The 21,362-nt window shown below is 74.7% G+C and carries 15 protein-coding genes; 7 read left to right on the forward strand and 8 right to left on the reverse strand.

What is annotated here, in order from left to right:
• Positions 1-427 precede the first annotated feature (427 nt).
• Both ACFYZS_RS30605 and ptsP read left to right on the forward strand, forming a co-directional pair.
• A complete protein-coding gene (locus ACFYZS_RS30605; protein ID WP_389019510.1) occupies positions 428-877 on the forward strand; it encodes a PTS glucose transporter subunit IIA in 450 nt (149 codons plus the stop codon).
• 75 nt (positions 878-952) lie between these two features.
• On the forward strand, positions 953-2,623 hold the full coding sequence (gene ptsP / locus ACFYZS_RS30610) for a phosphoenolpyruvate--protein phosphotransferase (RefSeq protein WP_389019512.1): 1,671 nt from the start codon (positions 953-955) through the stop codon (positions 2,621-2,623).
• A 91-nt stretch (positions 2,624-2,714) separates the two neighbouring features.
• Here the strand turns inward: ptsP and ACFYZS_RS30615 are convergent, their stop codons facing one another.
• Both ACFYZS_RS30615 and ACFYZS_RS30620 read right to left on the reverse strand, forming a co-directional pair.
• A complete protein-coding gene (locus tag ACFYZS_RS30615; RefSeq protein WP_389019515.1) occupies positions 2,715-3,656 on the reverse strand; it encodes a hypothetical protein in 942 nt (313 codons plus the stop codon).
• A 63-nt stretch (positions 3,657-3,719) separates the two neighbouring features.
• Positions 3,720-5,702 carry an acetoacetate--CoA ligase gene (locus tag ACFYZS_RS30620; protein WP_389019518.1) on the reverse strand — a complete coding sequence of 661 codons (1,983 nt, stop codon included), beginning with the start codon at positions 5,700-5,702 and terminating at the stop codon, positions 3,720-3,722.
• A 208-nt stretch (positions 5,703-5,910) separates the two neighbouring features.
• Between ACFYZS_RS30620 and ACFYZS_RS30625 the strand changes: the two genes are divergently transcribed.
• Positions 5,911-8,307 (forward strand): glycoside hydrolase family 31 protein, encoded by a 2,397-nt coding sequence (locus ACFYZS_RS30625; RefSeq protein WP_389019520.1) that lies wholly within the window; start codon positions 5,911-5,913, stop codon positions 8,305-8,307.
• 121 nt (positions 8,308-8,428) lie between these two features.
• Here ACFYZS_RS30625 and ACFYZS_RS30630 read toward each other — a convergent pair whose 3' ends face one another.
• Complete coding sequence (locus ACFYZS_RS30630) at positions 8,429-8,941, reverse strand: NUDIX domain-containing protein (protein ID WP_389019523.1); 513 nt, start codon at positions 8,939-8,941, stop codon at positions 8,429-8,431.
• A 106-nt stretch (positions 8,942-9,047) separates the two neighbouring features.
• Between ACFYZS_RS30630 and ACFYZS_RS30635 the strand changes: the two genes are divergently transcribed.
• The 3 genes from ACFYZS_RS30635 to ACFYZS_RS30645 are packed head-to-tail and all read left to right on the forward strand — an operon-like array spanning position 9,048 to position 11,108.
• Positions 9,048-9,416 carry an Mpo1-like protein gene (locus tag ACFYZS_RS30635; protein WP_389019526.1) on the forward strand — a complete coding sequence of 123 codons (369 nt, stop codon included), beginning with the start codon at positions 9,048-9,050 and terminating at the stop codon, positions 9,414-9,416.
• A gap of 40 nt (positions 9,417-9,456) precedes the next feature.
• Positions 9,457-9,921 (forward strand): Zn-ribbon domain-containing OB-fold protein, encoded by a 465-nt coding sequence (locus tag ACFYZS_RS30640; RefSeq protein ID WP_389019529.1) that lies wholly within the window; start codon positions 9,457-9,459, stop codon positions 9,919-9,921.
• Positions 9,918-11,108, forward strand: a complete 1,191-nt coding sequence (locus ACFYZS_RS30645; RefSeq protein ID WP_389019532.1) for a lipid-transfer protein — start codon at positions 9,918-9,920, stop codon at positions 11,106-11,108. Before ACFYZS_RS30640 ends, ACFYZS_RS30645 begins: the two co-directional genes overlap by 4 nt.
• A 337-nt stretch (positions 11,109-11,445) precedes the next feature.
• Here ACFYZS_RS30645 and ACFYZS_RS30650 read toward each other — a convergent pair whose 3' ends face one another.
• The 4 genes from ACFYZS_RS30650 to ACFYZS_RS30665 are packed head-to-tail and all read right to left on the reverse strand — an operon-like array spanning position 11,446 to position 15,697.
• Positions 11,446-12,072, reverse strand: a complete 627-nt coding sequence (locus ACFYZS_RS30650; RefSeq protein WP_389019534.1) for an ATP/GTP-binding protein — start codon at positions 12,070-12,072, stop codon at positions 11,446-11,448.
• Entirely contained in the window at positions 12,053-12,490 is a 438-nt protein-coding gene (locus tag ACFYZS_RS30655; protein WP_389019537.1) for a DUF742 domain-containing protein, read from the reverse strand. Before ACFYZS_RS30655 ends, ACFYZS_RS30650 begins: the two co-directional genes overlap by 20 nt.
• Positions 12,491-12,500: 10 nt before the next feature.
• Positions 12,501-12,938 (reverse strand): roadblock/LC7 domain-containing protein, encoded by a 438-nt coding sequence (locus ACFYZS_RS30660; protein WP_030162639.1) that lies wholly within the window; start codon positions 12,936-12,938, stop codon positions 12,501-12,503.
• Complete coding sequence (locus ACFYZS_RS30665; RefSeq protein ID WP_389019540.1) at positions 12,935-15,697, reverse strand: nitrate- and nitrite sensing domain-containing protein; 2,763 nt, start codon at positions 15,695-15,697, stop codon at positions 12,935-12,937. Before ACFYZS_RS30665 ends, ACFYZS_RS30660 begins: the two co-directional genes overlap by 4 nt.
• A 344-nt stretch (positions 15,698-16,041) precedes the next feature.
• Here ACFYZS_RS30665 and ACFYZS_RS30670 point away from each other — a divergent pair, with 344 nt between their 5' ends.
• Positions 16,042-16,548, forward strand: a complete 507-nt coding sequence (locus ACFYZS_RS30670; protein WP_389019542.1) for a hypothetical protein — start codon at positions 16,042-16,044, stop codon at positions 16,546-16,548.
• Positions 16,549-16,653: 105 nt separating this feature from the next.
• Here ACFYZS_RS30670 and ACFYZS_RS30675 read toward each other — a convergent pair whose 3' ends face one another.
• Positions 16,654-21,354 carry a hypothetical protein gene (locus ACFYZS_RS30675; protein WP_389019563.1) on the reverse strand — a complete coding sequence of 1,567 codons (4,701 nt, stop codon included), beginning with the start codon at positions 21,352-21,354 and terminating at the stop codon, positions 16,654-16,656.
• Positions 21,355-21,362: the final 8 nt, after the last annotated feature.

A 21,362-nucleotide genomic window follows, 5' to 3' on the forward strand; every position in this document is an offset into this window, starting at 1 on the left:
TTCTTGCGTTTCCGACTCTATCAGAGTCAGTTCCGCTTGCTTTCCGGGGTCTTCGCTTTCGCGTTTTCCCTTTCCGGCGATTCCGACTCTATCAGGGCTTTTCCGACTCCCTGACCACTCACGAAGAGCAGCACGGAGCAAGAGAAGCATTGAAGAGGAGGAGTCCCGTCCATCGGATGTTCGCGAGAAGTTCACGCGGCACGTCCTGGCGGGAGTCACGACAGTACAGGGCCCGTGGTGCCCAAGCAAATCGATTCAGGCGTATGGTCTAGTCCACTACGTCGTCGCGGTCGCGAGGCGTGCCCTCCGGCAGGGGGTGCACATCGAGCGAACCGGGACGAGTCGTGACATACCCTTCTGAAAGTACGTCGTCACAGCACAGGTTGTGACGACGACACGTAGAAGCCCCACCCCTGGGAGGCCCCCCATGACCAGCGTGACGTCCCCACTTGCCGGGCAGGCCATCGGACTCGCGGCAGTGCCCGATCCGGTGTTCTCCGGCGCAATGGTGGGTCCGGGCACCGCCATTGACCCCGTGCGCGAGCCGTCGGAGGCGGTGGCCCCCGTCGACGGGGTGGTCGTCTCCCTGCACCCGCACGCGTACGTCGTCGTCGACGGCGAAGGGCACGGCGTCCTCACCCACCTCGGGATCGACACCGTTCAGCTCAACGGCGAGGGCTTCGAGCTGCTCGTCAACAAGGGCGACACCGTGACCCGTGGCCAGGCCGTCATCCGTTGGAACCCGCAGGCCGTCGAGGACGCCGGCAAGTCTCCGATCTGCCCCGTCGTGGCGCTGGAGGCGACCGCGGACTCCCTGGGCGACGTCGTCGAATCCGGAGACGTGAAGGTCGACGACGCCCTGTTCAGCTGGCAGTGACCTCGTCCGCCTGCACGGGCGGGTCGGACATCCACCGCGGCGGCTGGGCCCGCCGCTCAATCGGAGACGGGTGAAATGGAGACAACGCTGCGAGGCGTCGGCGTGAGCCACGGTGTGGCGATCGGCGAGGTGCGGCACATGGGCACGGCGGTTCTCGAGCCGCCGGCCAAGCAGATCACCGCGGACGAGGCGGAGCGCGAACAGGGGCGCGCCCGCAAGGCCGTGGAGGCTGTGTCCGCCGACCTGATCGCGCGCGGCCAGCTGGCAGGCGGCGAGGCCCAGCACGTGCTGGAGGCCCAGGCGATGATCGCCACGGACCCCGAGCTGATGGCGGACGTCGACCGGCGCATCGCCGTCGGCAGCACGGCCGAGCGCGGCGTGTACGACGCGTTCGCCTCGTACCGCGACCTGCTCGCGGGGGCCGGGGAGTACATGGCCGGCCGGGTGGCCGACCTGGACGACGTACGGAACCGCATCGTGGCGCGGCTGCTGGGCGTGCCGATGCCGGGTGTGCCGGACAGCGACGAGCCGTACGTGCTGATCGCGCGGGACCTGGCTCCCGCCGACACCGCGCTGCTCGACCCGGCGCTCGTCCTCGGCTTCGTCACCGAGGAGGGCGGCCCGACCAGCCACAGCGCGATCCTCGCGCGGGCGCTGGGCGTGCCGGCGATCGTGGCGCTGCCGGGTGCCGGTGAGATCGCGGAGGGTACGGTCATCGCCGTCGACGGCAGCACCGGTGACCTGTTCGTGGAGCCGACCGCGGCGAAGCGGGCCGAGCTGGCGGCCGCGGCCGCCGAGCGCAAGGCCGCCCTCGCCGCGTCGTCCGGTCCGGGTGCGACCTCCGACGGTCACAAGGTGCCGCTGCTGGCGAACGTGGGCGGTCCGGCGGACGTGCCGGCGGCCGTGGAGGCCGGGGCAGAGGGTGTGGGCCTGTTCCGTACCGAGTTCCTGTTCCTGGACGACAGCAAGAAGGCGCCGTCCGAGGAGAAGCAGATCGAGTCGTACCGCAAGGTGCTCGAGGCCTTCCCCGAGGGGCGTGTGGTCGTCCGTGTCCTGGACGCCGGCGCCGACAAGCCGCTGGACTTCCTGACACCGGCCGACGAGCCGAACCCGGCGCTGGGCGTGCGCGGTCTGCGTGCGCTGCTGGACCACCCGGACGTGCTGCGCACGCAGCTGACCGCGTTGGCCAAGGCGGCCGAGGGCCTGCCGGTCTACCTCGAGGTCATGGCCCCGATGGTGGCCGACCGCACCGACGCCAAGGCCTTCGCCGACGCCTGCCGCGAGGCCGGGCTGCGGGCGAAGTTCGGCGCGATGGTGGAGATCCCCTCCGCCGCGCTCCGGGCGCGCTCGATCCTCCAGGAGGTCGAGTTCCTGTCGCTGGGCACCAATGACCTCGCCCAGTACGCATTCGCCGCGGACCGCCAGGTCGGTGCGGTGTCGCGGCTCCAGGACCCGTGGCAGCCGGCGCTGCTCGACCTGATCGCCATGTCGGCGGAGGCCGCCAGGGCGGAGGGCAAGAGCTGCGGTGTGTGTGGCGAGGCCGCTTCCGACCCGCTGCTGGCCTGTGTGCTGACGGGTCTGGGTGTCACCTCTCTCTCGATGGGTGCCGCTTCGATTCCCTACGTGCGGGCGACGCTCGCCAAGTACACGCTGGCCCAGTGCGAGCGTGCCGCGGCCGCGGCGCGTGCCGCGGACAGTGCCGAGGAGGCCCGCGTGGCCGCCCAGGCGGTGCTGTCCGGCGAGTAGCCGAGCAGGGTGGTGTCGATCGAGGGGCCTTCGCCGGTGGCGGGGGCCCCTCGGTCGTGTTCGGTGGTGCCCGGTCGTGTCCTCCTGGGGGTCAGTGCTGTGGAGTGGGGTCGTCCACTTCGTAGCCGGGGCAGTAGTCGACTCCGGATTCGGGGGCCACGGGGTCCCCGGTGTCGGCGTCGGTGCAGTACGCGTTGAACACCGCGGCCGCGGAGAGCGGCACCAGGCGCCCGCGGTCCAGGCGCCAGCCGTGGACCCGGTCGCCGAGGCCCTCGACGGTGCTGCGCAGCACCAGTCCCCCGGGGCCGCCGAGGGCGAGGCCCGCGGCGAGGACGGTCACGAAGTCGAGGCCTTCGCGGCCCTCGACGCGCGGCGGCCCGTCCCCTTCTGGGACGACCTCGGCGTGCAGGACGGCGACGAGCTGTTCGTCCTGGGCCGGGACGCTGCATACGAGGTGGTGGTGTCCCGGCCCGGCTCCCTCGACGAGGCGGTCGAGCATCGAGGTGGCCCGGGTGAAGGAGGCCCGGCCGATGTCCTCGCCGCAGTCGGCGCAGCTGCCGACGCCGGCGAGCAGGGTGGTGGCGTACTCCCAGGTGGCCTGGCGCACGGCCTCGTCGACGAGGAGCGGGACGAGCTCGTCGACGGGCTGGCCGGTGTAGGGCAGTACGGTCCCGGCTCCGGCGAGTTCGGCCGTGAAGCGGGTACGGGCTTCGGCGGTGTCCGGATCGACGCCGTGTTCCCGGCAGAACTCGGCGTATTCGTCGGGGTCGAAGAGGGCGACGGTGGTGTGGAGGCCCTGGGCCGCGAGGGACCGCAGCAGGCCTTCGACGTGGCGGAGGTAGTCGCCGTAGTCGTCGTGGTGGCCGAAGGCGAAGCTGCGGTAGGCGCGCATGGCCGCGAAGTCCCCGGCGTCGGCCAGGAGGCCGACGGTGCCGGGTACTTCGCGGCGCAGCATGCGGCGCCGGGTGGTGCGGGCGCCGGCCCGTGCGGTCCGGCCGGCGGTCTGACTGGTGTCGTGGCGTGTCCGTGGCATGGCTCCCCCTGAGTGGCGCATTCGATTGCTCACTCACGGTAACCGTCACCACTGACAGTGACCTCAGTCGCGGGTGCGGGTGCGGGCCAGCTCCTCGTAGAAGTGCAGGAGTTCGATGTTGTCCACCGAGCCGGGGTTGACCGCCTTCGCCATCGGAGTGCCCTGGAGCAGGCGCTTGACCGGGACCTCGATGCGCTTGCCCGTCAGGGTGTGCGGAATGGCCGGGACCTCGATGACCTCGTCGGGGACGTGGCGCGGCGACAGCTCCTCGCGGATGGTCGCCTTGATGCGGCCGCGGAGGTCGTCGTCGAGGGTCGCGCCGGGCGCGAGGTGGACGAACAGTGGCATCCAGTAGCCGCCGTTCGGCTCCTCCAGGCCGATGACCAGGGACTCCTTGATCTCGGGGAGGCGTTCGACGGCCTCGTAGATGTCGGCGGAGCCCATCCGGACGCCCTGCCGGTTGAGCGTGGAGTCGGAGCGGCCGTGGATGACCACGGAGCCGTGGTCGGTGATCGTGATCCAGTCCCCGTGGCGCCAGATCCCGGGGAACATCTCGAAGTAGCTGTCGCGGTAGCGGCTGCCGTCCGGGTCGTTCCAGAAGCGGATGGGCATGGAGGGCATCGGGTTGGTGACGACGAGCTCGCCGACCTCCCCGATCAGCGGCTTGCCGGACGGGTCCCACGACTGGAGGTCGGTGCCGAGGCAGGCGGCCTGGAGCTCGCCGATGTGGACGGGGAGGGTGGGGACGGCGCCGGCGAAGCAGCTGCAGACGTCGGTGCCGCCGCTGACGGAGGCGATCCAGAGGTCCTCCGCCACCTCGTCGTGGAGCCAGCGGAACCCGTCGGGCGGGAGCGGCGATCCCGTGGTGGCGACGCACTTCACGGCGGAGAGGTCGAAGTCCCGGCCGGGGTGCACCTCCGCCTTGCGGCAGGCCATCACGTACGCGGCGGAGGTCCCGTAGAGGGTGGCCCCGGTCCGCTCGGCGATCCGCCACTGGGCCCCGGTGTCGGGATAGCCCGGGCTGCCGTCGTACAGGACGACGGTCGTCCCGGTGAGCAGGCCGGAGACGAGGAAGTTCCACATCATCCAGCCCGTGGAGGTGTACCAGAAGAACCGGTCCTCGGGCCCGAGGTCGCAGTGCAGGCCGAGCTGCTTCAGGTGCTCCAGCAGGATGCCGCCCTGGGACTGGACGATCGCCTTGGGCAGGCCCGTCGTGCCGGAGGAGTAGAGCACCCAGAGCGGGTGGTCGAAGGGGACGGCCTCGAAGACGGGCTCGGCGGCGCCGGAGACCAGGTCCGACCAGGCGACGGCGCCCTCGGGGGCCTGCGTGCCGAGCAGCGGGATGTGCACGACGGCGCGCAGCGAGGGGAGCTCGGCGCGCAGTTCGGCGACGGTGTCGCGGCGGTCGTGCTCCTTGCCGCCGTAGCGGTAGCCGTCGACGGCGAACAGGACCACGGGCTCGACCTGCTGGAAGCGGTCCAGGACGCTGCGGGCGCCGAAGTCGGGGGCGCATGAGGTCCACACGGCGCCGACGGCCGCGGTGGCGAGCAGCGCGGTGACGGCCTCGGGGATGTTGGGGAGGTAGCCGCTCACCCGGTCGCCGGGGCGCACGCCGAGGGCGCGCAGCTCGGCGGCGAGTGCGCCGACCTGGCGGCGGAGCTCGGCCCAGGTCACGGGGGTGGCTTCGTGGGTCTCGTCCACGTACAGGAGCGCGGCGTCGTCCGCGCGCGCCGGGTCCTCGGCGGCGCGCAGGGCGTGCTCGGCGTAGTTGAGCGTGGCGCCCGCGAACCAGCGCGCGCCCGGCATGGAGCGGTCCGCGAGGACGGATTCGTACGGGGTGGTGAACCGGACGTCGAACCACTCGGCGACGGCCTGCCAGAAGGTGTCGAGCTCGTCGACGGACCAGCTGTGCAGGGCGGGGTAGCCGCCGTCCGCGGGGGCGCCGAACCGGTCCGCGGCCCAGGCCTGGAAGGCGGTGATGCGGGCCGCGGCGATCCGGTCGGGGCCCGGGGACCAGAGGGGTTCCGGCGGGGTGGCTGAGGTCATGGGTCGGCTCCCGGTCAAGTCTGCGGCTCGCGCGTCGTGTGCGTGATGTGTGCGTGGCGTGCGTACGGCGCCGTCGCGCGGTGGGTGTGCGCGGCGGCTCACAGGGACCATGCCATGTGATCCACCTCCGCACCAGGGGCCTCTTGGACGAGTGAACGGAAGTTGAACGCCGCCCGCTCGCCGGGCGGCCGGTGGCAGGGTGAGCAGCATGAACGGTCGCGATCTGGTGCGTGCGGTGAAGGAAATCGGTACGGAGCGCGGGCGGCGCGCGTGGCGCTCGGCCTGGCGCCACCGGCGCGCGGACGCGCTGGGGCTCCCGCGCCGGGGCGCGGAGCGGGCCCGCGTGCCGGGTCTGCTGACCGGTACCGAGCCGCGGCCGGGCGGCGGGGTGCTGCGGTTCGCCCGCTCGGAGCTGCTCGTACGGGTCACGGCCGGGGGCGCGGTGTTCTGGGGCTGGGACGGGGCCGGGCCGACGCCCTCGTACGCGCTGGTCGGCAGCGGCCCGGAGCCCGATCCGCGGGCCGTGCTGGAGCCGGACACCGGCGGCGGCTGGCGGGTGGTCTCCGAGCGGGTGACGGTGGCGGTGTCCCGGCACGGGGCGATCGAGGTCCGCACACCCGGCGGGACGGTGCTGCGCCGGGAGCTGCCGCCGCGCTGGTGGGAGCCGGCCGAGCCGGTCGCCGCGGAGCCCGTCGAGTCGCGTTGGCTCCAGCGGGCGGAGGTGCCGGCGGACGCCCGGTTCTTCGGGCTGGGCGGCCGGGCCGGCGGGCCGCGGCTGCGCGACGGGGTGTACCGGCTGTGGAACACGGACCCCAAGGGCGGCTTCGGTCCCGGCGACGATCCGCTGTACATCACGATGCCGGTGCAGATGGTGGTCGCGGACGCGGGGACCCACCTGGTGTTCCACGACAACTCCTGGGACGGGCGGGTGGCGCTGCGCGAGGGCGAGGAGGGCGCCGGCTCGGGGGCGGACCGGCCGGGGGCGAGCGAGCTGCGCATGGAGGGCGGGCCGCTGCGGTGCTGGGTGCTGGTGGGGACGCCGGCGCGGGTGCTGCAGGGCTGGTCGGGGCTGACCGGCGGGGCGGCCGTACCGCCGGAGTGGGCGCTCGGGTACCAGCACGCGCGGTGGGGGTTCGGGAGCGCGCAGGAGGTGCGGCGGGTGGTGTCGGGCTACACCTCGCGCGGGCTCCCGCTGTCGGCCGTGCACCTGGACATCGACCACTACGACGAGCACCGTGTCTTCACGGTGGACGAGGAGCGGTTCCCGGATCTGCCGGGGCTGGCGCGGGAGCTGGCGGAGCAGGGCGTACGGCTGGTGTCGATCGTCGACCCGGCGGTGAAGGCGGGCGACCCCGTGCACACGTCGGGCCTGGCGGTGGGGGCGGGCGGGGCCTTCGTACGGGACGCCCGGGGGCAGGAGGTGCGGGGCGAGGTCTGGCCCGGCGAGTGCGCGTACCCGGACTTCACGGATCCTGCGGTGCGCACCTGGTGGGGCGGGCTGTACGAGGAGCGGCTGGAGCAGGGCTTCGCCGGGGTGTGGCACGACATGAACGAGCCGGTGTCCTTCGCCCCCTTCGGGGACATGACGCTGCCCCGCTCGGCGCGGCACGCGATGGACGGGGCGGGCGGGGACCACCGGGCCGCGCACAACGTGTACGCGCTCGGGATGGCGCGGGCGGGCTGGGAGGGGCTGGTGCGGCTGCGGCCGGCCGAGCGGCCGTTCCTCTTCTCCCGGTCGGGGTGGGCGGGGATGCAGAGGTACGGGGGCACCTGGTCGGGGGACGTGGAGACGGGCTGGGAGGGGCTGCGGGCCTCGCTGGCGCTGGTGCTGGGGCTCGGCCTGTGCGGGGTGCCGTACTCGGGCCCCGATGTGGGCGGCTTCGGTGGTTCGCCCTCGCCGGAGCTGTATCTGCGCTGGCTCGAGCTGGGGTCGTACCTGCCCCTGTTCCGGACGCATTCGGCGATCTGGGCCGGGCGGCGGGAGCCGTGGGAGTTCGGGCCGGAGGTGGAGGAGCGGGCGCGGGCCGTGCTGGCGGAGCGGGAGCGGCTGCGGCCGTACTTCCTGACGCTGGCCCAGCTGGCGCGGCGGACGGGGGCCCCGTACGTGCGGCCGCTGTGGTGGGGGGCGCCGGAGGACCGGGCGCTGCGGGACTGCGAGGACGCGTTCCTGCTCGGCGACGCGCTGCTGGTGGCGCCGGTGCTGGAGTGCGGGGCGGACCGGCGGGCGGTGCGGCTGCCGCGGGGGCGCTGGTACGACACCGCGACGGGGACGGCGTACGAGGGCCCCGGGCAGATCCTGCTGGACGCCCCGCGGGGGCGGATCCCGGTGCTGGCGCGGGCGGGGTCGGTGCTCCCGGTGCGCTCCGCCGGGGGCGGGGTGGGGCTGGAGGTGTGGGCTCCGGCGCGGGGGCGCACGGGCGGCGGGGTGGTGATCCGGGATCCGGGACCGGGGTTCGAGGCGGGCCGGGTCGAGCGGTACGCGGTGCGGTGGGTGGAGGACGCGGTGGTGGTGGGGGACGAGGCCGGCGAGCCGGTGGCGGGGGTGGAGGTACGGGGGCTCGGGCCGGTGGCCGGGGCCGTGGAGGGCGTTCCGGGACGGCTCTAGGGGTGTCCGCGAAGTAGGCCGTGAGCCCGGAGGGCGGGCGGGACTTTGCGGACACCCCCTGGCGGCGCCGGGGCCGCAGGGCGGCGCCGAGGGCGGCCGGGCGATCGCGCCCGGCCCGCCGTCAGGCGGTGTAGTGGCCCGCGAACCAGGAGGTCGCGGCGCGGGTGTGGAGGGGGAAGGCCAGTTCCGCCGGGGTGCGCAGGACGTGCCAGCCCGAGGTCTCGTCCGTCGGGGCCGACGGCGGCAGGGATGCCGCGGGGCGGGGCGGCAGCAGGCCGAAGAGCAGCAGGTGGCCCGCCGGGGAGCTCATGGCGTCGGCCAGGGCGACCTCGGAGGCCGGGGCGTGGATGCCCGTCTCCTCGCGCAGCTCGCGGACGACCGCGTCGCGCCAGTCCTCGCCGAAGTCCATGAAACCGCCGGGCAGCGCGATGCCCCCGCGGGCCGGCTCGATGGTGCGGGTGATCACCACCAGCCCGGTGCCCGCCTCGTCCTCGACCGGGAGCAGCGTGACGGCCACCGGGAGCGGGTTGCGGTAGGTGACGGCCCCGCACGAGGCGCACGTACGGGGCCAGGCGGTCGTGTCGAACGGTGCTCCGCAGGAGGAGCAGTGCGAGTCCCTCAGCTGTGCCGGCATGCGGCGATCGTATGCCAAGGGCCGTGGAGGGGTTCGCAGTTGCCGCCCGCCTCTTCGGCTTCCCGGTCCCTGTCGCCTCCGTCCCGCCGTGAGTACCGTGCCCCGCATGACATTCGCTTCGTACGAGGAGTTCTGGCCCTACTACGTCGCCCAGCACTCCCGCGCCGCCACCCGCTGGATCCACCTCACCGGCACCCTGACCGGGCTCGCCCTGACCGCGTACGGCCTGGCGCGGGGCCGCGGGCGGTTCCTCGCCGCGCTGCCCCTGATCGGGTACGGGACGGCCTGGCCGGCCCATTTCCTGATCGAGGGGAACAACCCGGCCACCTTCGGGCATCCGGCCTGGTCGCTGCGCGGGGACGCGCAGATGATCCGGATGATGCTGGCCGGGCGGGACGCGGAGCTGGGGGAGATCGCGCAGAAGTGGCTTGCCGAGAACCCGTGCCAGGACCGCCCGCCCGTGACAGACTTCTGACGATCCGTCAGATGGCTGGGCCGGCTGGGGAGGGGTTCCCTTGGGACGTACACGCACACCCGTCGTGAGCGGGTGGTTCACCGAGGACGGACCGGGGGGCGGCGGCTTCCGGCTGCTCGGCACCCGGTGTTCCGCCTGCACCGCGGTGTTCTTCCCGCGCGAGGACGCGTACTGCCGCAATCCGCACTGCCCCGGCGGCGGACAGCTCGCCGAGGTGCCGCTGTCCCCGCGCGGCCGGGTGTGGTCCTACACCGACGGGCGGTACAGGCCGCCTGCGCCGTACGTGTCCGACCCGGACGCGCCCTGGGAGCCGTACACCCTGGTCGCGGTGGAGCTGGAGGCCGAGGGGATGGTCGTGCTCGGGCAGGCGGCTCCGGGGATCACCGTCGCCGATCTCGCGGTCGGGATGGAGGTCGAGGTGGTCGGCGGCGTGCTCGACGAGGACGCGGACACCGGGACCGTCCGGACCACCTGGCGGTTCAGGCCGACGGGGGGCGCCGCGTGAGCGCCGACGTCGCCGTCCTCGGGGCCGGGATGCACGCCTGGGGCAAATGGGGCCGCAGCTTCGTCGAGTACGGGCGGGCCGCGGCCCGCACCGCGCTCGCCGACGCCGGGCTGGAGTGGTCCGAGGTGCAGTCGGTCGTCGGCGCCGACACCGTGCGCTCCGGCTACCCCGGCTACGTGGCCGGGGCGACCTTCGCCCGGGCCCTCGGCTGGCAGGGCGCCCGGGTGACCAGCGTGTACGCGGCCTGCGCCTCCGGGGCCCAGGCCATCGGGGCGGCGCGGGCGCAGATCCTGGCGGGGCTGGCCGACGTCGTCCTGGTGGTCGGCGCGGACGCGGCGCCCAAGGGGTTCTTCGCCCCGGCGGGCGGGGACCGGCCGGACGATCCGGACTGGCTGCGGTTCCGCCTGCTGGGCGCCACGAACCCGGCGTACTTCGCCCTCTACGCGCGCCGCCGGATGGCCGTGTACGGGGACACGCTGGAGGACTTCGCGCAGGTGAAGGTCAAGAACTCCGCGGCCGGCGCCCTCAACCCGCTCGCCCGCTACCGCAAGCAGGTCACTGCCGAGGAGGTCGCGGACTCGGCGGTCGTCGCCGATCCGCTGCGGCTGCTCGACATCTGCGCCACCTCGGACGGCGGCGCGGCACTGGTCCTGAGCAGCATGGACTTCGCGCGCTCGCGCGGGGTCGCCGATCCGGTGCGGATCCGGGCTGTGTCGACGGTGACTCCGACCTACCCCCGTACGGTCCTCGACCTCCCGGACATCGCCACGGACTCCGTGACCGCCGTACGGCCGGCGCCGGGCTCGTTCCGGGCGTCGATCGCGCGGGCCGCGTACGAGGAGGCCGGGCTCGGGCCCGGGGACCTCTCGCTGGCCGAGGTGTACGACCTCTCCACCGCCCTGGAGCTGGAGTGGTACGAGGACATCGGCCTGTGCGCCGAGGGCGAGGGGGCCAAGCTCGTGCGGGAGGGCGCGACGGCGCTCGGCGGTCGGGTGCCGGTGAACACCAGCGGCGGCCTGGCCTCCTTCGGGGAGGCGGTGCCGGCGCAGGCCATCGCCCAGGTCTGCGAGCTGACCTGGCAGTTGCGCGGCACGGCCGGGGACCGGCAGGTGCCGGGGGCCCGGGCGGGGATCACCGCGAACCAGGGCCTGTTCGGGCACGGATCGGCCGTCGTCGCGGTGCGGTGAGCGGTGCGGTGAGCGGTGCGGTGACGGTGCGGTGAGCGGTGCGGTGAGGGGAGTCGGCACGGGGTCGGCATGGGGTCCGCACAGAGCCGGCACGGGGTCGGCACGGGGCCCTCACGTGACGCCGGCGGCCGCGCCGGGGTGCGCGCCGCCGCCGGGCGCGGACCCTGAACAGCTGCTGTTGTCGGAACGCTTGACGGCCCCCGGAGGCGGGTTCACACTCGCTCCACAGCCTCCCGCCGCGCAGGACGCCCCGGACGAGGCCCTCCCACCCCCCATGAGAGCCGCGGCCCGTACCCCAGTCGGCGGGGGTACGGGCCGCCTCCTGTGTGCGGGCGGCTCAGGTCCCCGCGGTCAGGCTCCGGCGGCGGGCCCGCGCCAGCGACATCGCGTGTTCCACGACCCCCACCAGCACGTCCTTCACCGACTCCCGGTCCCGTGCGTCGCACAGCAGCACCGGCACCTCGGGGTCGAGGTCGAGCGCCTCCCGCACGGTCACCACCGGATGGCGTTCGGCGCCGTCGAAGCAGTTGACGGCGACCGTGAACGGGATCCCCCGCCGCTCGAAGTAGTCGACGGCGGCGAAGCAGTCGGCGAGGCGGCGGGTGTCGGCGAGGACCACGGCGCCGAGCGCGCCCTGGGCGAGCTCGTCCCACAGGAACCAGAAGCGGTCCTGTCCGGGCGTGCCGAAGAGGTACAGCACCAGGTCCTCGCGCAGCGTGATGCGGCCGAAGTCCATCGCCACGGTGGTGGTGCTCTTGCCCTCCACTCCCCCGGTGTCGTCGATGCCGATGCCCGGCTCCGACAGCAGTTCCTCGGTCCGCAGCGGTCTGATCTCGCTCACCGCACTGACCAGGGTGGTCTTGCCCACCCCGAAGCCGCCCGCGACCAGGATCTTCAGGGTCAGCGGCTCGACCGGTGACACGGCATGCATGGCACCGGTGCGGCTAGAGCGCCCGAAGGCCATCGATCACCTCACGCAGAATGGATTCATCGGGCAGTTCGGCCGGGGGTACCGGCCGGTTCACATGGATCAGTTCCTCATCGGCCAGGTCGCCGATCAGGACGCGTACGACCCCGACCGCGAGGTCGAGTTCGGCCGCGAGTTCGGCGACCGACTGCGGCCTCTCCCGGCACAGCCCGAGGATGTGGGAGTGCTCGGGGGACAGGGTCAGGTCCCAGACCGGATCGTCGGCCGCCGGTTCGGCGACGACGAGCGCGATCAGGTCGAGCCGGTGCTGGCCGGCGTGGCTGGTCCGGCCGCGGGTCATGGCGTACGGGCGTACGACGGGGCCCGCCTCGTCGTCGAACCAGTGCGGGTGGGCGGGGTCGTGCGGCCGGCCTGGATCGTTCTCGGCCGGATCGTTCTGGCCTGGATCGCTCATGCCGTCCGCCTCACCCTCCGGCTGGCAGCCCGGAGCGGGGAGCGGTCGCCAGGTGGTCGCCTACCCGCTTGACCATGAGGGTCATCTCGTACGCGACCTGCCCGACGTCGGAGTCGGCGTCGGAGAGCACGGCCAGGCAGCTGCCGTCGCCGGCGGCCATGACGAAGAGGAAGGCCTCGTCCAGCTCGACCACGGTCTGGCGGACGCTGCCGGACTCGAAGTGGCGGCCGACCCCCTTGGCCAGGCTGTGGAAGCCGGAGGCCACGGCGGCCAGGTGCTCGCTGTCCTCGCGGGTCAGGTCCTTCGAGCTGCCGGTGGGCAGGCCGTCGCCGGAGAGCACCACGGCCTTGCGGATGCTGCCGACCCGGTCGACGAGCTCGTCGAGGAGCCAGTTGAGCGGACCGGAGCCGCGGCCCCGGGTGTCGTTGCCGGTCTGCGGTGCGGTCATCGACCGTCCCCCTCGTTCTCGTATCCGGGACCTGTGGCGGCGGAAGTGCCTGCCCCGGTTCCGGACTGCTGCTGTGCCTGCTGGGTGCGGCCCGCCGTCCAGCCGCGCTGGAGTGCGGACATGCGCGTACGTACCTCTTCGGCGTCGCGGTGGACCATCTGGTCCGCGGCGGCTTCGGCGGGTGCGGAGGCCTGGGCGTTCTTCAGCTGGGGCGCCAGGTTGGCCTGGCGGACGCGCTTGGGCAGACCGCCGGGGCCCTGCGGGGCCGGCTCCCGCTCCGGGGCGGGCTTCGGCACCGCGGTGACCGGGCGGGGCTCCACCCGGCGGCCGTGCTCGGCGACCAGCGTCGGGGTGGGCCTGCGGCGCGGCAGCGGCACGGCGCCCGAGGGGCGGGGCCCGTCGGGGCGGGCGCCGCGGACCGGGTCGGCGCGGTGGCTGTCCAGGCGGACCGGGCCCGTGGGGGCCAGCGGCTCCCGTTCGCGCTCCGGGCCGCCCTTGCGGTCGGCGTGCGCCCGGTCTGCCGGGCGCAGGCCCAGCAGGGCGCTGCGCGGGGTGCCGTTCGGCGGGGTCTCGTCGTCGAGGGTGGCCATGGCGGGGCGGCCGCCGACGCCGGTGAGCCCGCCGATCCCGGTGGTGATCTCGTCCAGGACCGGCGGGTCGTCGAGGCCGTCCAGTCCGAGCACGCCGAGCGGGGCCTCCAGTTCGACCGGCCCGCGCAGTTCGGGGGCGGCCAGCGAGCGGCCGACCGGGGCGCGTTCCACGGCGGCCGGGGCGGGCCGGGCGGGGCCGTGCCCGTTCCCGGCGCCCTGGCCGGCCGCCCGGCCGACCTTGCCGTCGCCGAGGCGCAGGCCGGTGCCGTTGGTCTCGGGGGCCTCGGTGAGCAGGGCCGCCGGCAGGAACACCACGGCAGTGGTGCCGCCGTACGGGCTGGGCTGGAGGACCACCTTGACGCCGTGGCGCTGGGCGAGGCGGCTGACGACGAACAGGCCGAGGCGGTCGGTGTCGGAGAGCTCGAACTCGGGGGTCTCGCCGAGCCGGAGGTTCGCGTCGAGCAGCGCTTCCGCGTTCATGCCGAGGCCGCGGTCGTGGATCTCGAGGGTGAAGCCGTTGGCCACGCGTTCGCCGAGCACCTGGACGGCGGTGTGCGGCGGGGAGAACACGGTGGCGTTCTCCAGGAGTTCGGCGACGAGGTGGGTGACGTCGGCGACGGCGGGGCCGGCTATGCCGAGCCGCGGCAGCCTGCGTACCTCGATGCGCTCGTAGTCCTCGACCTCGGCGACGGCCGCCCGCACGACGTCCATGAGCTGGACGGGCTTGCGCCACTGGCGGGAGGGGGCCGCGCCGGAGAGGATCACGAGGCCCTCGGCGTGGCGGCGCATGCGGGTGGTCATGTGGTCGAGGCGGAAGAGGTCGGCGAGCTCCTCGGCGTCCTCGGTGCGGCGCTCCATGGTGTCGAGCAGGGTCAGCTGGCGGTGCAGCAGGACCTGGTTGCGGCGGGCGAGGTTGACGAAGACCTCGGAGACGCCGCGGCGCAGCTCCGCCTGTTTGACGGCGGCCTCGACGGCGGCGCGCTGGAGGGTGTTGAGGGCCTGGCCGACCTGGCCGACCTCGTCCTTCTCGTACTCCAGGCGCGGGGCCTCGGTCTCGACGTCCACGTGCTCGCCGGCGGCGAGGCGGCGCATGACGGCGGGCAGCCGGACGCCGGAGACCTCGTGGGCCTCCTTGCGCAGCCGGGACAGGTCGCGGACCAGGTCGCGGCCGATGCGCACGGAGAGGACGACGGAGAAGACGAGGGCGATGAAGCCGAGGACGCCGGCGATGGCCGCCTGGACCAGGACGCCCATGGCGACGGGTTCGACGCGCTTTTGGTAGCGGTCGCCGGCGGCGGTGCCCATGGCGGCGAGGTCGTCCAGGACCTTGTTCGCGGCCTCGTCCCACTGGGCGGCGGTGATGCGCGGGTTCTTGCCGGAGCCGCCGGTGATGAACCGTTCCTCGGCGTCGCGCAGCGGCTTGGTCTCGGCGCCGCCCCAGTACTGCTCGAACTGCTCGCGGTCGTCGGCCGGGAGGATCGCGAGGTTGAACTCGTAGAGCAGGGCCCGGTTGGCGGCGAAGTCGGAGACGTGCCGGACGTCCGCGGGGGTGACGTTGCGCGCGGCGAGGGCGGCGGCGACGACGGCGTCCTCGCGGGAGAGCGTCTCGCGGGCGCGGGTGACGCCGACGAGGGCGCGGCCCTGCTTGTCCATCTCCACGTTCTCGAGGGCGTGGAGGTTCAGGAGGAAGTCGTAGCAGGGGTCGACGAGCCGGCTGTAGAGCTCCAGCGCCTGGTTCGGGTCGAGGGTGTTCTGGTCGACGGAGCGGCGCAGTGCGCCGATGCCGTGGAAGGCGTCGAGGATGGAGTCGAGGCGCTGGGCGGCTTCCGGGGCGAGCTCGTCGGAGACCTCGGGGTCCTTGGCGTTCTTGCTGATGCGGTCGACGAGCTCGTCGGTGGCGGCGCGGCGCTTGACGAGTTCGGCGGTGGCGGTGGAGGCGCGGGGGTCGCCGAGGACGACGAGGGTCTGGCGGCGTTCCTTCTGGATGACGCGGACCACGTCCTCGACGGGGTAGCCGACCTTGTCGATGACGTAGGCCACGTCGAGGAGTTCGAGGGCCTGGCGGCCTGTGAGGACGGTCGCGAAGCCCCAGAGGGCGGTGAGGGAGACGAGCGGCACAAGGAGCAACGCCACGATCTTCCGGCGGATGGACTTCCCGCGAAAGCGCATGGCCTCCCCAGCCTCCCCCAGCTCAACCCCGTTGGCGGGGGTCGGTGTTCCGTCATTTAAACGGCGTGAGCCTACTACTGCCGGGGAGCGGCTTCGAAGGCGTGTCCGGACGTTTTCGGCCGGACGTCAAGGAGTAGATCACCAGTTGTCCGACACATCCGGTCAAGTGCAGCCCGTTTTGTGGCAGATGACACTTGGTGGGGTGTCAGTTCCCGCAACCGGATGGATGGCTGGAATTCTTCGTTCCGGGATGGGCAGGTGCTGGGGAGGAGTCCGGTGGATACGGGAATCTCTCGGCGGTCTCGAACGTCTAGCTGGTTGAGGGGACGGGGCAGGGGGAGCGAGTGATGGGGATGTACGAGGACGACGGGGTCGCGGTGGGCGCGCGGGGGCGGTCGCTGTGGGAGGAGGAACCGGCCCGGCGGCGCAGGATGCCGGATCCGGTGCGGGATTCGGCGGTGCGGGCGGTGCTGATCGTGGCCGTCACGCTGACCGAGGCGACGGTCACCTTCTTCCTGATGGTGACCGGCTCCTGGCTGGCGCTCCCGATGGCGCTCTGCGCGATAGCGGGGACGGTCGTCGCCACCTGGGGCGTGCTGGACGTGCTGATCACCCGGCAGATGTGGAACCAGCGGTACGGGGTGGTGTCGGAGCCGAGCAGCACGGCGCGCGGCCGTCGGCGCGAGCGGCGCCGGGCCCGCCGGGAGGCCGGGCCGCAGCGGGGCGCCGGGGCGGGCGGCGGGGCGGGCCGAATACCGCGGGGCGGCGGCGATCCCGCGGGCCCCCGGCCGGCCGCCTGGCCGCCGCCGGGTGCGGACCGGCGCTACCGGACGAGCTCGGGCCGGGGCTGACGCCCGTACGGGCCGCCCCGGCGGGGCCGGGGCGCGGCGGCGGGCAGGGGGACCACCGGGCCGCCGGGGCGGCCGGGTGGCGGCCGGGTGGCGGTCAGGCCGCGGTCAGGAGACCGTCGCGGAGCGGCGGAACATGCGGGTCGCCGTGATCTCGCCGTGGATGGTCTCCTCCTCCGGGGACTGCTGGGGCAGGCCCGGGCGCAGGTGCTCCTCGACGCTGATGTACTTCAGGCCCGCCCGCAGGTCCGCGTCGTTGCGCAGCCGGATGACCAGCGGGAACTCGGCGAGGGCCGTGGTGTCGAACAGGCCGGTGGTGTAGAGGAGCTGGACGCCGAGCGCGTCCGACACGGCCCGCTGGAGTTCCAGCAGGTACGTGGCGTTCGCACGGCCGATCGGGTTGTCGAGGAACAGCGTGCCCGCGTGCCGGTGCTTGTCGCGGCCGCGGTCGTTGCTGCGCAGCGCCGCCATCGTGCAGTACAGCGCGATCGCGGCGGTCAGCAGCTGGCCGCCGGAGAACACGTCGCCCATCTGGCCCACCGGGACGCGCTCGGCGCGCAGCACCGCGTCCGGCTTGAGGATCTCGACCGCGATGCCCTTGGGCTCCAGGGCCGCCTGCACTCCGCGGAGCAGCAGGGACATGCCGTCGCGGCGGCCCTCGCCGAAGGAGGCGCTGCTGTTCTTCTTCACGGCCGTGCGGGTCGCCTCGTCGATGACCTCGCCGAGGCGCTCCGTGAGGGTGGCCTGGTCCGGCTCCTCGAAGCGGATGCGCAGGAACTCCTGGCCCGACCACTCCCCCAGGCCCTCGGGGAGCTGGGAGAGCCGCTGGGCGGAGCGCAGGGTGGCCAGGGCCGACTCCACCAGTCCGCGCAGCCGGTCGACGATGCTGTCCCGGTTGCGCTCCAGCTGGGCCAGCTCGTCGGTGAGGACGCGCAGCCGCGGCGCGAAGGCCGCGGCCCAGGCCGCGGCGTGCTCGGGCAGGGCGGAGGCGGGCAGTTCGCGGATCTGCTGGCGCGCGGGGGTGCGTACCTGCTCGTAGCGGTTGGCGTTGGCGTGGCGGACCAGGATGTCGCTCGCCTCGCGCACCGACGCCTCGGCGGCCGAGAGGTCGGCGGCGCAGCCCCGCAGGGAGCGGCGGGCCTCGGCGGCGGACTGCCGGGCCTCCTCCAGCGTGCCCGGGTGGGCGGCCGGCTCCTGTTCGTCGTCCTGGTGGGTGTGGTCGCGCAGCAGGTCCCGCAGCATCGCCGCGGTCTCGTCGAAGCCTCCGGCGCCGTCCTCGGCGGTGCGGTGGGCGCGCAGCAGGTCGGCGTGGGCGGCCCGGGCGGTCTCCACGGCCGCGGTGTGCGCGGCGAGCTGGGCGGTGGCGGTGCGCAGGAGGGCCTGCGCCTGCTCGACGTCCCCGGGGATCAGGTCCTCGGGCAGGTCGGTGTGGGCCTCGCCCTCGGTGGGGGCGTGCCGTTCGGCCTCGCCGCGGAGCCGGCCGAGCTGCTCGCTGGCGGCCTGCGCGCGGGTCTCCAGCATCTGTACGAGGGACTCGGCGCGGGCGGCGGCCGCCTGCCGCGAGGGGCCGTCGGCGCCGTCGGTGCCTTCGAGGAGCTGGGCGGCGCGGGTGCGGACCTTGTTGGTGAGCCGGTCGAGTTCGGCGAGGGCCGCGCTCTCGTCGCTCTCGGCGCGGGCCTGCTCGGCGCGCAGGTCGGCGCCCACGCCGACCTTCTCGTACAGCCGGGAGGCGGCCCGGTAGGCTTCGCGGAGGTCGGGCAGCGGCGCCTTGGGGGCGCCGTCGTCCTCGGGCAGGGCCTCGGGGGCGCCGGCGATCTCGGCGCGCTCGGCACGCAGTGCGCGGGCGGTGCGGCGGGCGTCGTCGGCGGCGCGCTGGGCGGCGCGGCGGTCCTCGTCGGCGGCGCGGGCCCGGTCCAGGCAGACCTCGGCGCGGGCCTCGGACTCGGCGGCGTCGTCCGCGAGTTCGCGGACCTTGGCCTGCCAGCCGGCGCGTTCGCGCAGGCGGAAGGCGAGCCCGGCGAGGGCGTCGGCGGCGCGGCGGGCCCGCTGGGCGGCGTCCTGGCGCTCGTCGCGGACGCGGGCGGAGTCGGCGGCGGCCTCGTCGGCCTCGGCGCGTACGGTACGGGCCTCCGCGAGCTCGGCGTCGGCCTCCTCGGCGAACGCACGGGCGGCCTCGGCCTGCCGGGCGAGCTCGGCGAGACGGCCGGTCGGGCAGCCGGTGCGCCAGGAGGCGAGGCGGGCGGCGAGTTCGCGGTCCCCCGCGAGGCGGGCGGCCAGCTCCCGGATCTCGGTGTCGCGGGCGGTGGCGCGGGAGCGCAGGGCCTGGCGCTCCTCGTCGGCGGCGTGCTCGTCGTGCATGGCCGGGTTCGGCGGGACGATGAAGATGCCGGACGCCCCCGGATCCGGATCGGCCGGCGGAACCGGAGCCAGCAGCGCGGCGGCCGTGCCGACGGCGACGGTGGAGCGGGGCAGCAGGGCCGCGCCGGAGAGGACCTCGCGGGCCCGGGCGTGGGTGTCGGGGTCGGTGATGACGACGCCGTCGACGAGCTCGGGGCGGGCCGCGAGGACGGCCGCGTGGTCGGCCGGGTCCACGGACTGGGCGAGGTAGCGCCAGCCGGGCAGGGCCGGAATGCCGTGTTCGCCGAGGTACTCGACGGTGGCGAGGACGTCGGGGCCGGGCGGCAGCAGTCCGCCGTCGCCGAGCGCGCCGAGGATGCGGGCGTCGTCCGCGGCGGCGGTGCGCAGCTCGAACAGCTGCCGCTCGGCGGCACCGACTCCGCGGGTGAGCATCTCGTGCAGCTCGTCGGCGTTGCGGTCGAGGTCCGCGACGGTGAGCCCGCCGGCCGCGTCGCTCGCCGCCGCGCCGGATCCGGCCGGGCCGGCCGGCGTACCGGATCCGGCGGCGGCGGTGGCGGAGTCCGCGGAGGCGCCCGAGCGCGGGTGGGGGAGGAAGGTCTCGGGGACCGGCGGGAGGCCCAGGAGCTCCGCCAGGCGGGGGGAGGCGGCCAGGGAGGCGGCCGCCCGGTGCTCGGCGTCGTGCGCGGCCTCGGCCGCGTCGGCGGCGTCGGCCGCGCGGGCGGCGGTGAGTTCGGCGCGGGACTCCGCGGCGGCGGCCTCGCGGGCGGCGTCCGCGCCGGTGCGGGCGGCGTCGCGGGACTCGTCCCAGGCGGCGACGGCGGTCTTCTCGGCGTCGGACGCGGCCAGGGCCGCCCGCGCCGGGTCCGCGTCGGGCGCCGAGTCGTCGAGCCAGCCGGCCCGTACGGCCTCGGCGGTCTCCTGCTGGACCTCCGCGAGCCGGGCCCGCAGGTGCTCGGCCTCGCTGCGGGCCCGCTGGGCCGCGGTCGCGGCGGCCGTGGCGTCGCGGTGCGCGGCCTCGCCGGCCTCCTGGAGGGCGGCGGACCGCTCCTCCTCCTCGTTGGCGACGCGCTCCCCGTCCTCGGCGGCCGTGTGCAGGGCCCGTACGAGCGCGGCGGCGGCCGTCGCGCGCGCGGCCAGCGCCGGGGCGGCGTCCCGCTCGGCCTCCAGGATCGCGGCGGCGACCCGGGCGGAGCGGTCGGACGCGGCGCGGTGGCGCAGCACGACCTCGGCGGCCTGCCACGCGGAGTGCAGGGTGCGGGCTTCGAGGAGCTCGCGGCGCTGGGCGGCGGCGGCCTTGTCGGCGACGGTCAGCGCCAGCGAGGCGTGCCGGTAGGCGAGTTCGGCGGCGACGGCGGCGCTGCGGGTCCGCGCGGATTCGGCGGAGGTGACCCCGTGGGCGGCCGCGGTGACCCGCTGGGCGAGATCGGCGGCGCGGCCGCGCTCCTCGGCGGCGCGGGCGGACAGCCGCCGGGCGAGGGTGCGCGTCCGGCGCTCGGCGCCCGCGTGGACGTCGCGGAGCCGGGAGCGGGTCTCGGCCGCCTCGACGATCTTGGTCAGCAGGTCCACCGAGCCGGCCGTGAAGTCCCGTTCGGCCATCAGCTCGGCGCGGCGGCCGAGCTTGTTGCCGAAGCCGTGGACCAGGTCGGCGAGGCCGTCGGTGTCGCGGGTGTCGGTGACGGCGCGCAGCAGGAGGTCGGTGAAGTCGGAGTCCTTCTTGACCGCGAAGAGCCCGGCGGCCTCGCCCTCGTCGGCGTTCATCTCGCGCTGGTAGCGGAAGAGTTCGGGGTCGAGGCCGAGTTCGGTGAGGTGCTCGTTCCAGCGGTCGTGGATCTCCTCGAAGTACACCTCCAGGTGCGGGTACGCCTTGCCGGCCTCGGTGAGGGCGTCGCGGAAGCCCTTCATGGTGCGGCGCCGCCCCCGGGCCCCGGAGGCGCCTTCGACGGGCGGGCGGACGGTGGTGGCCTCGGCGACGGGGAGGCTGTCCAGGCTCAGGCCCGGGCCGGGGCGGAAGGAGTACCAGGCCTCGGCGAACTTGCGCGGGTCGTTGGAGACCTGTCGGCCGCGCCATTCGCTGACCTTGCCGACGACCACGCACTCGCCGGTCTGGGTGTGCTGCCACTCCAGGGCCACGTGGCCGCAGTCGTCGGCGAGCAGGAACTTGCGCAGGACGCCGGAGCTGGCGCCGCCGAGGGTGTTGCGGTGGCCGGGGAGCATCACCGAGAAGATCAGCTTGAGCAGGACGGACTTGCCGCCGCCGTTCTCCAGGAAGAGCACGCCCGCGGGCGCCGGGCGGCGCGGCGGCCCGGTGGGCTCGTCCTCGAAGAACTCCGCCTGCGCGGGCGCCGGGTGGGGCACCGGCTCACCGACTCCGCGCAGGTCGAGCACGGTGTCGGCGTAGCGCGCACCGGCGGGCCCGATGGAGTAGAGGCGGATCCGGGACAGCTCGTACATGGCGGCGG

It is taken from the genome of Streptomyces sp. NPDC001903 (assembly GCF_042891345.1).
In the GTDB taxonomy this organism is placed as follows: Bacteria; Actinomycetota; Actinomycetes; order Streptomycetales; family Streptomycetaceae; genus Streptomyces.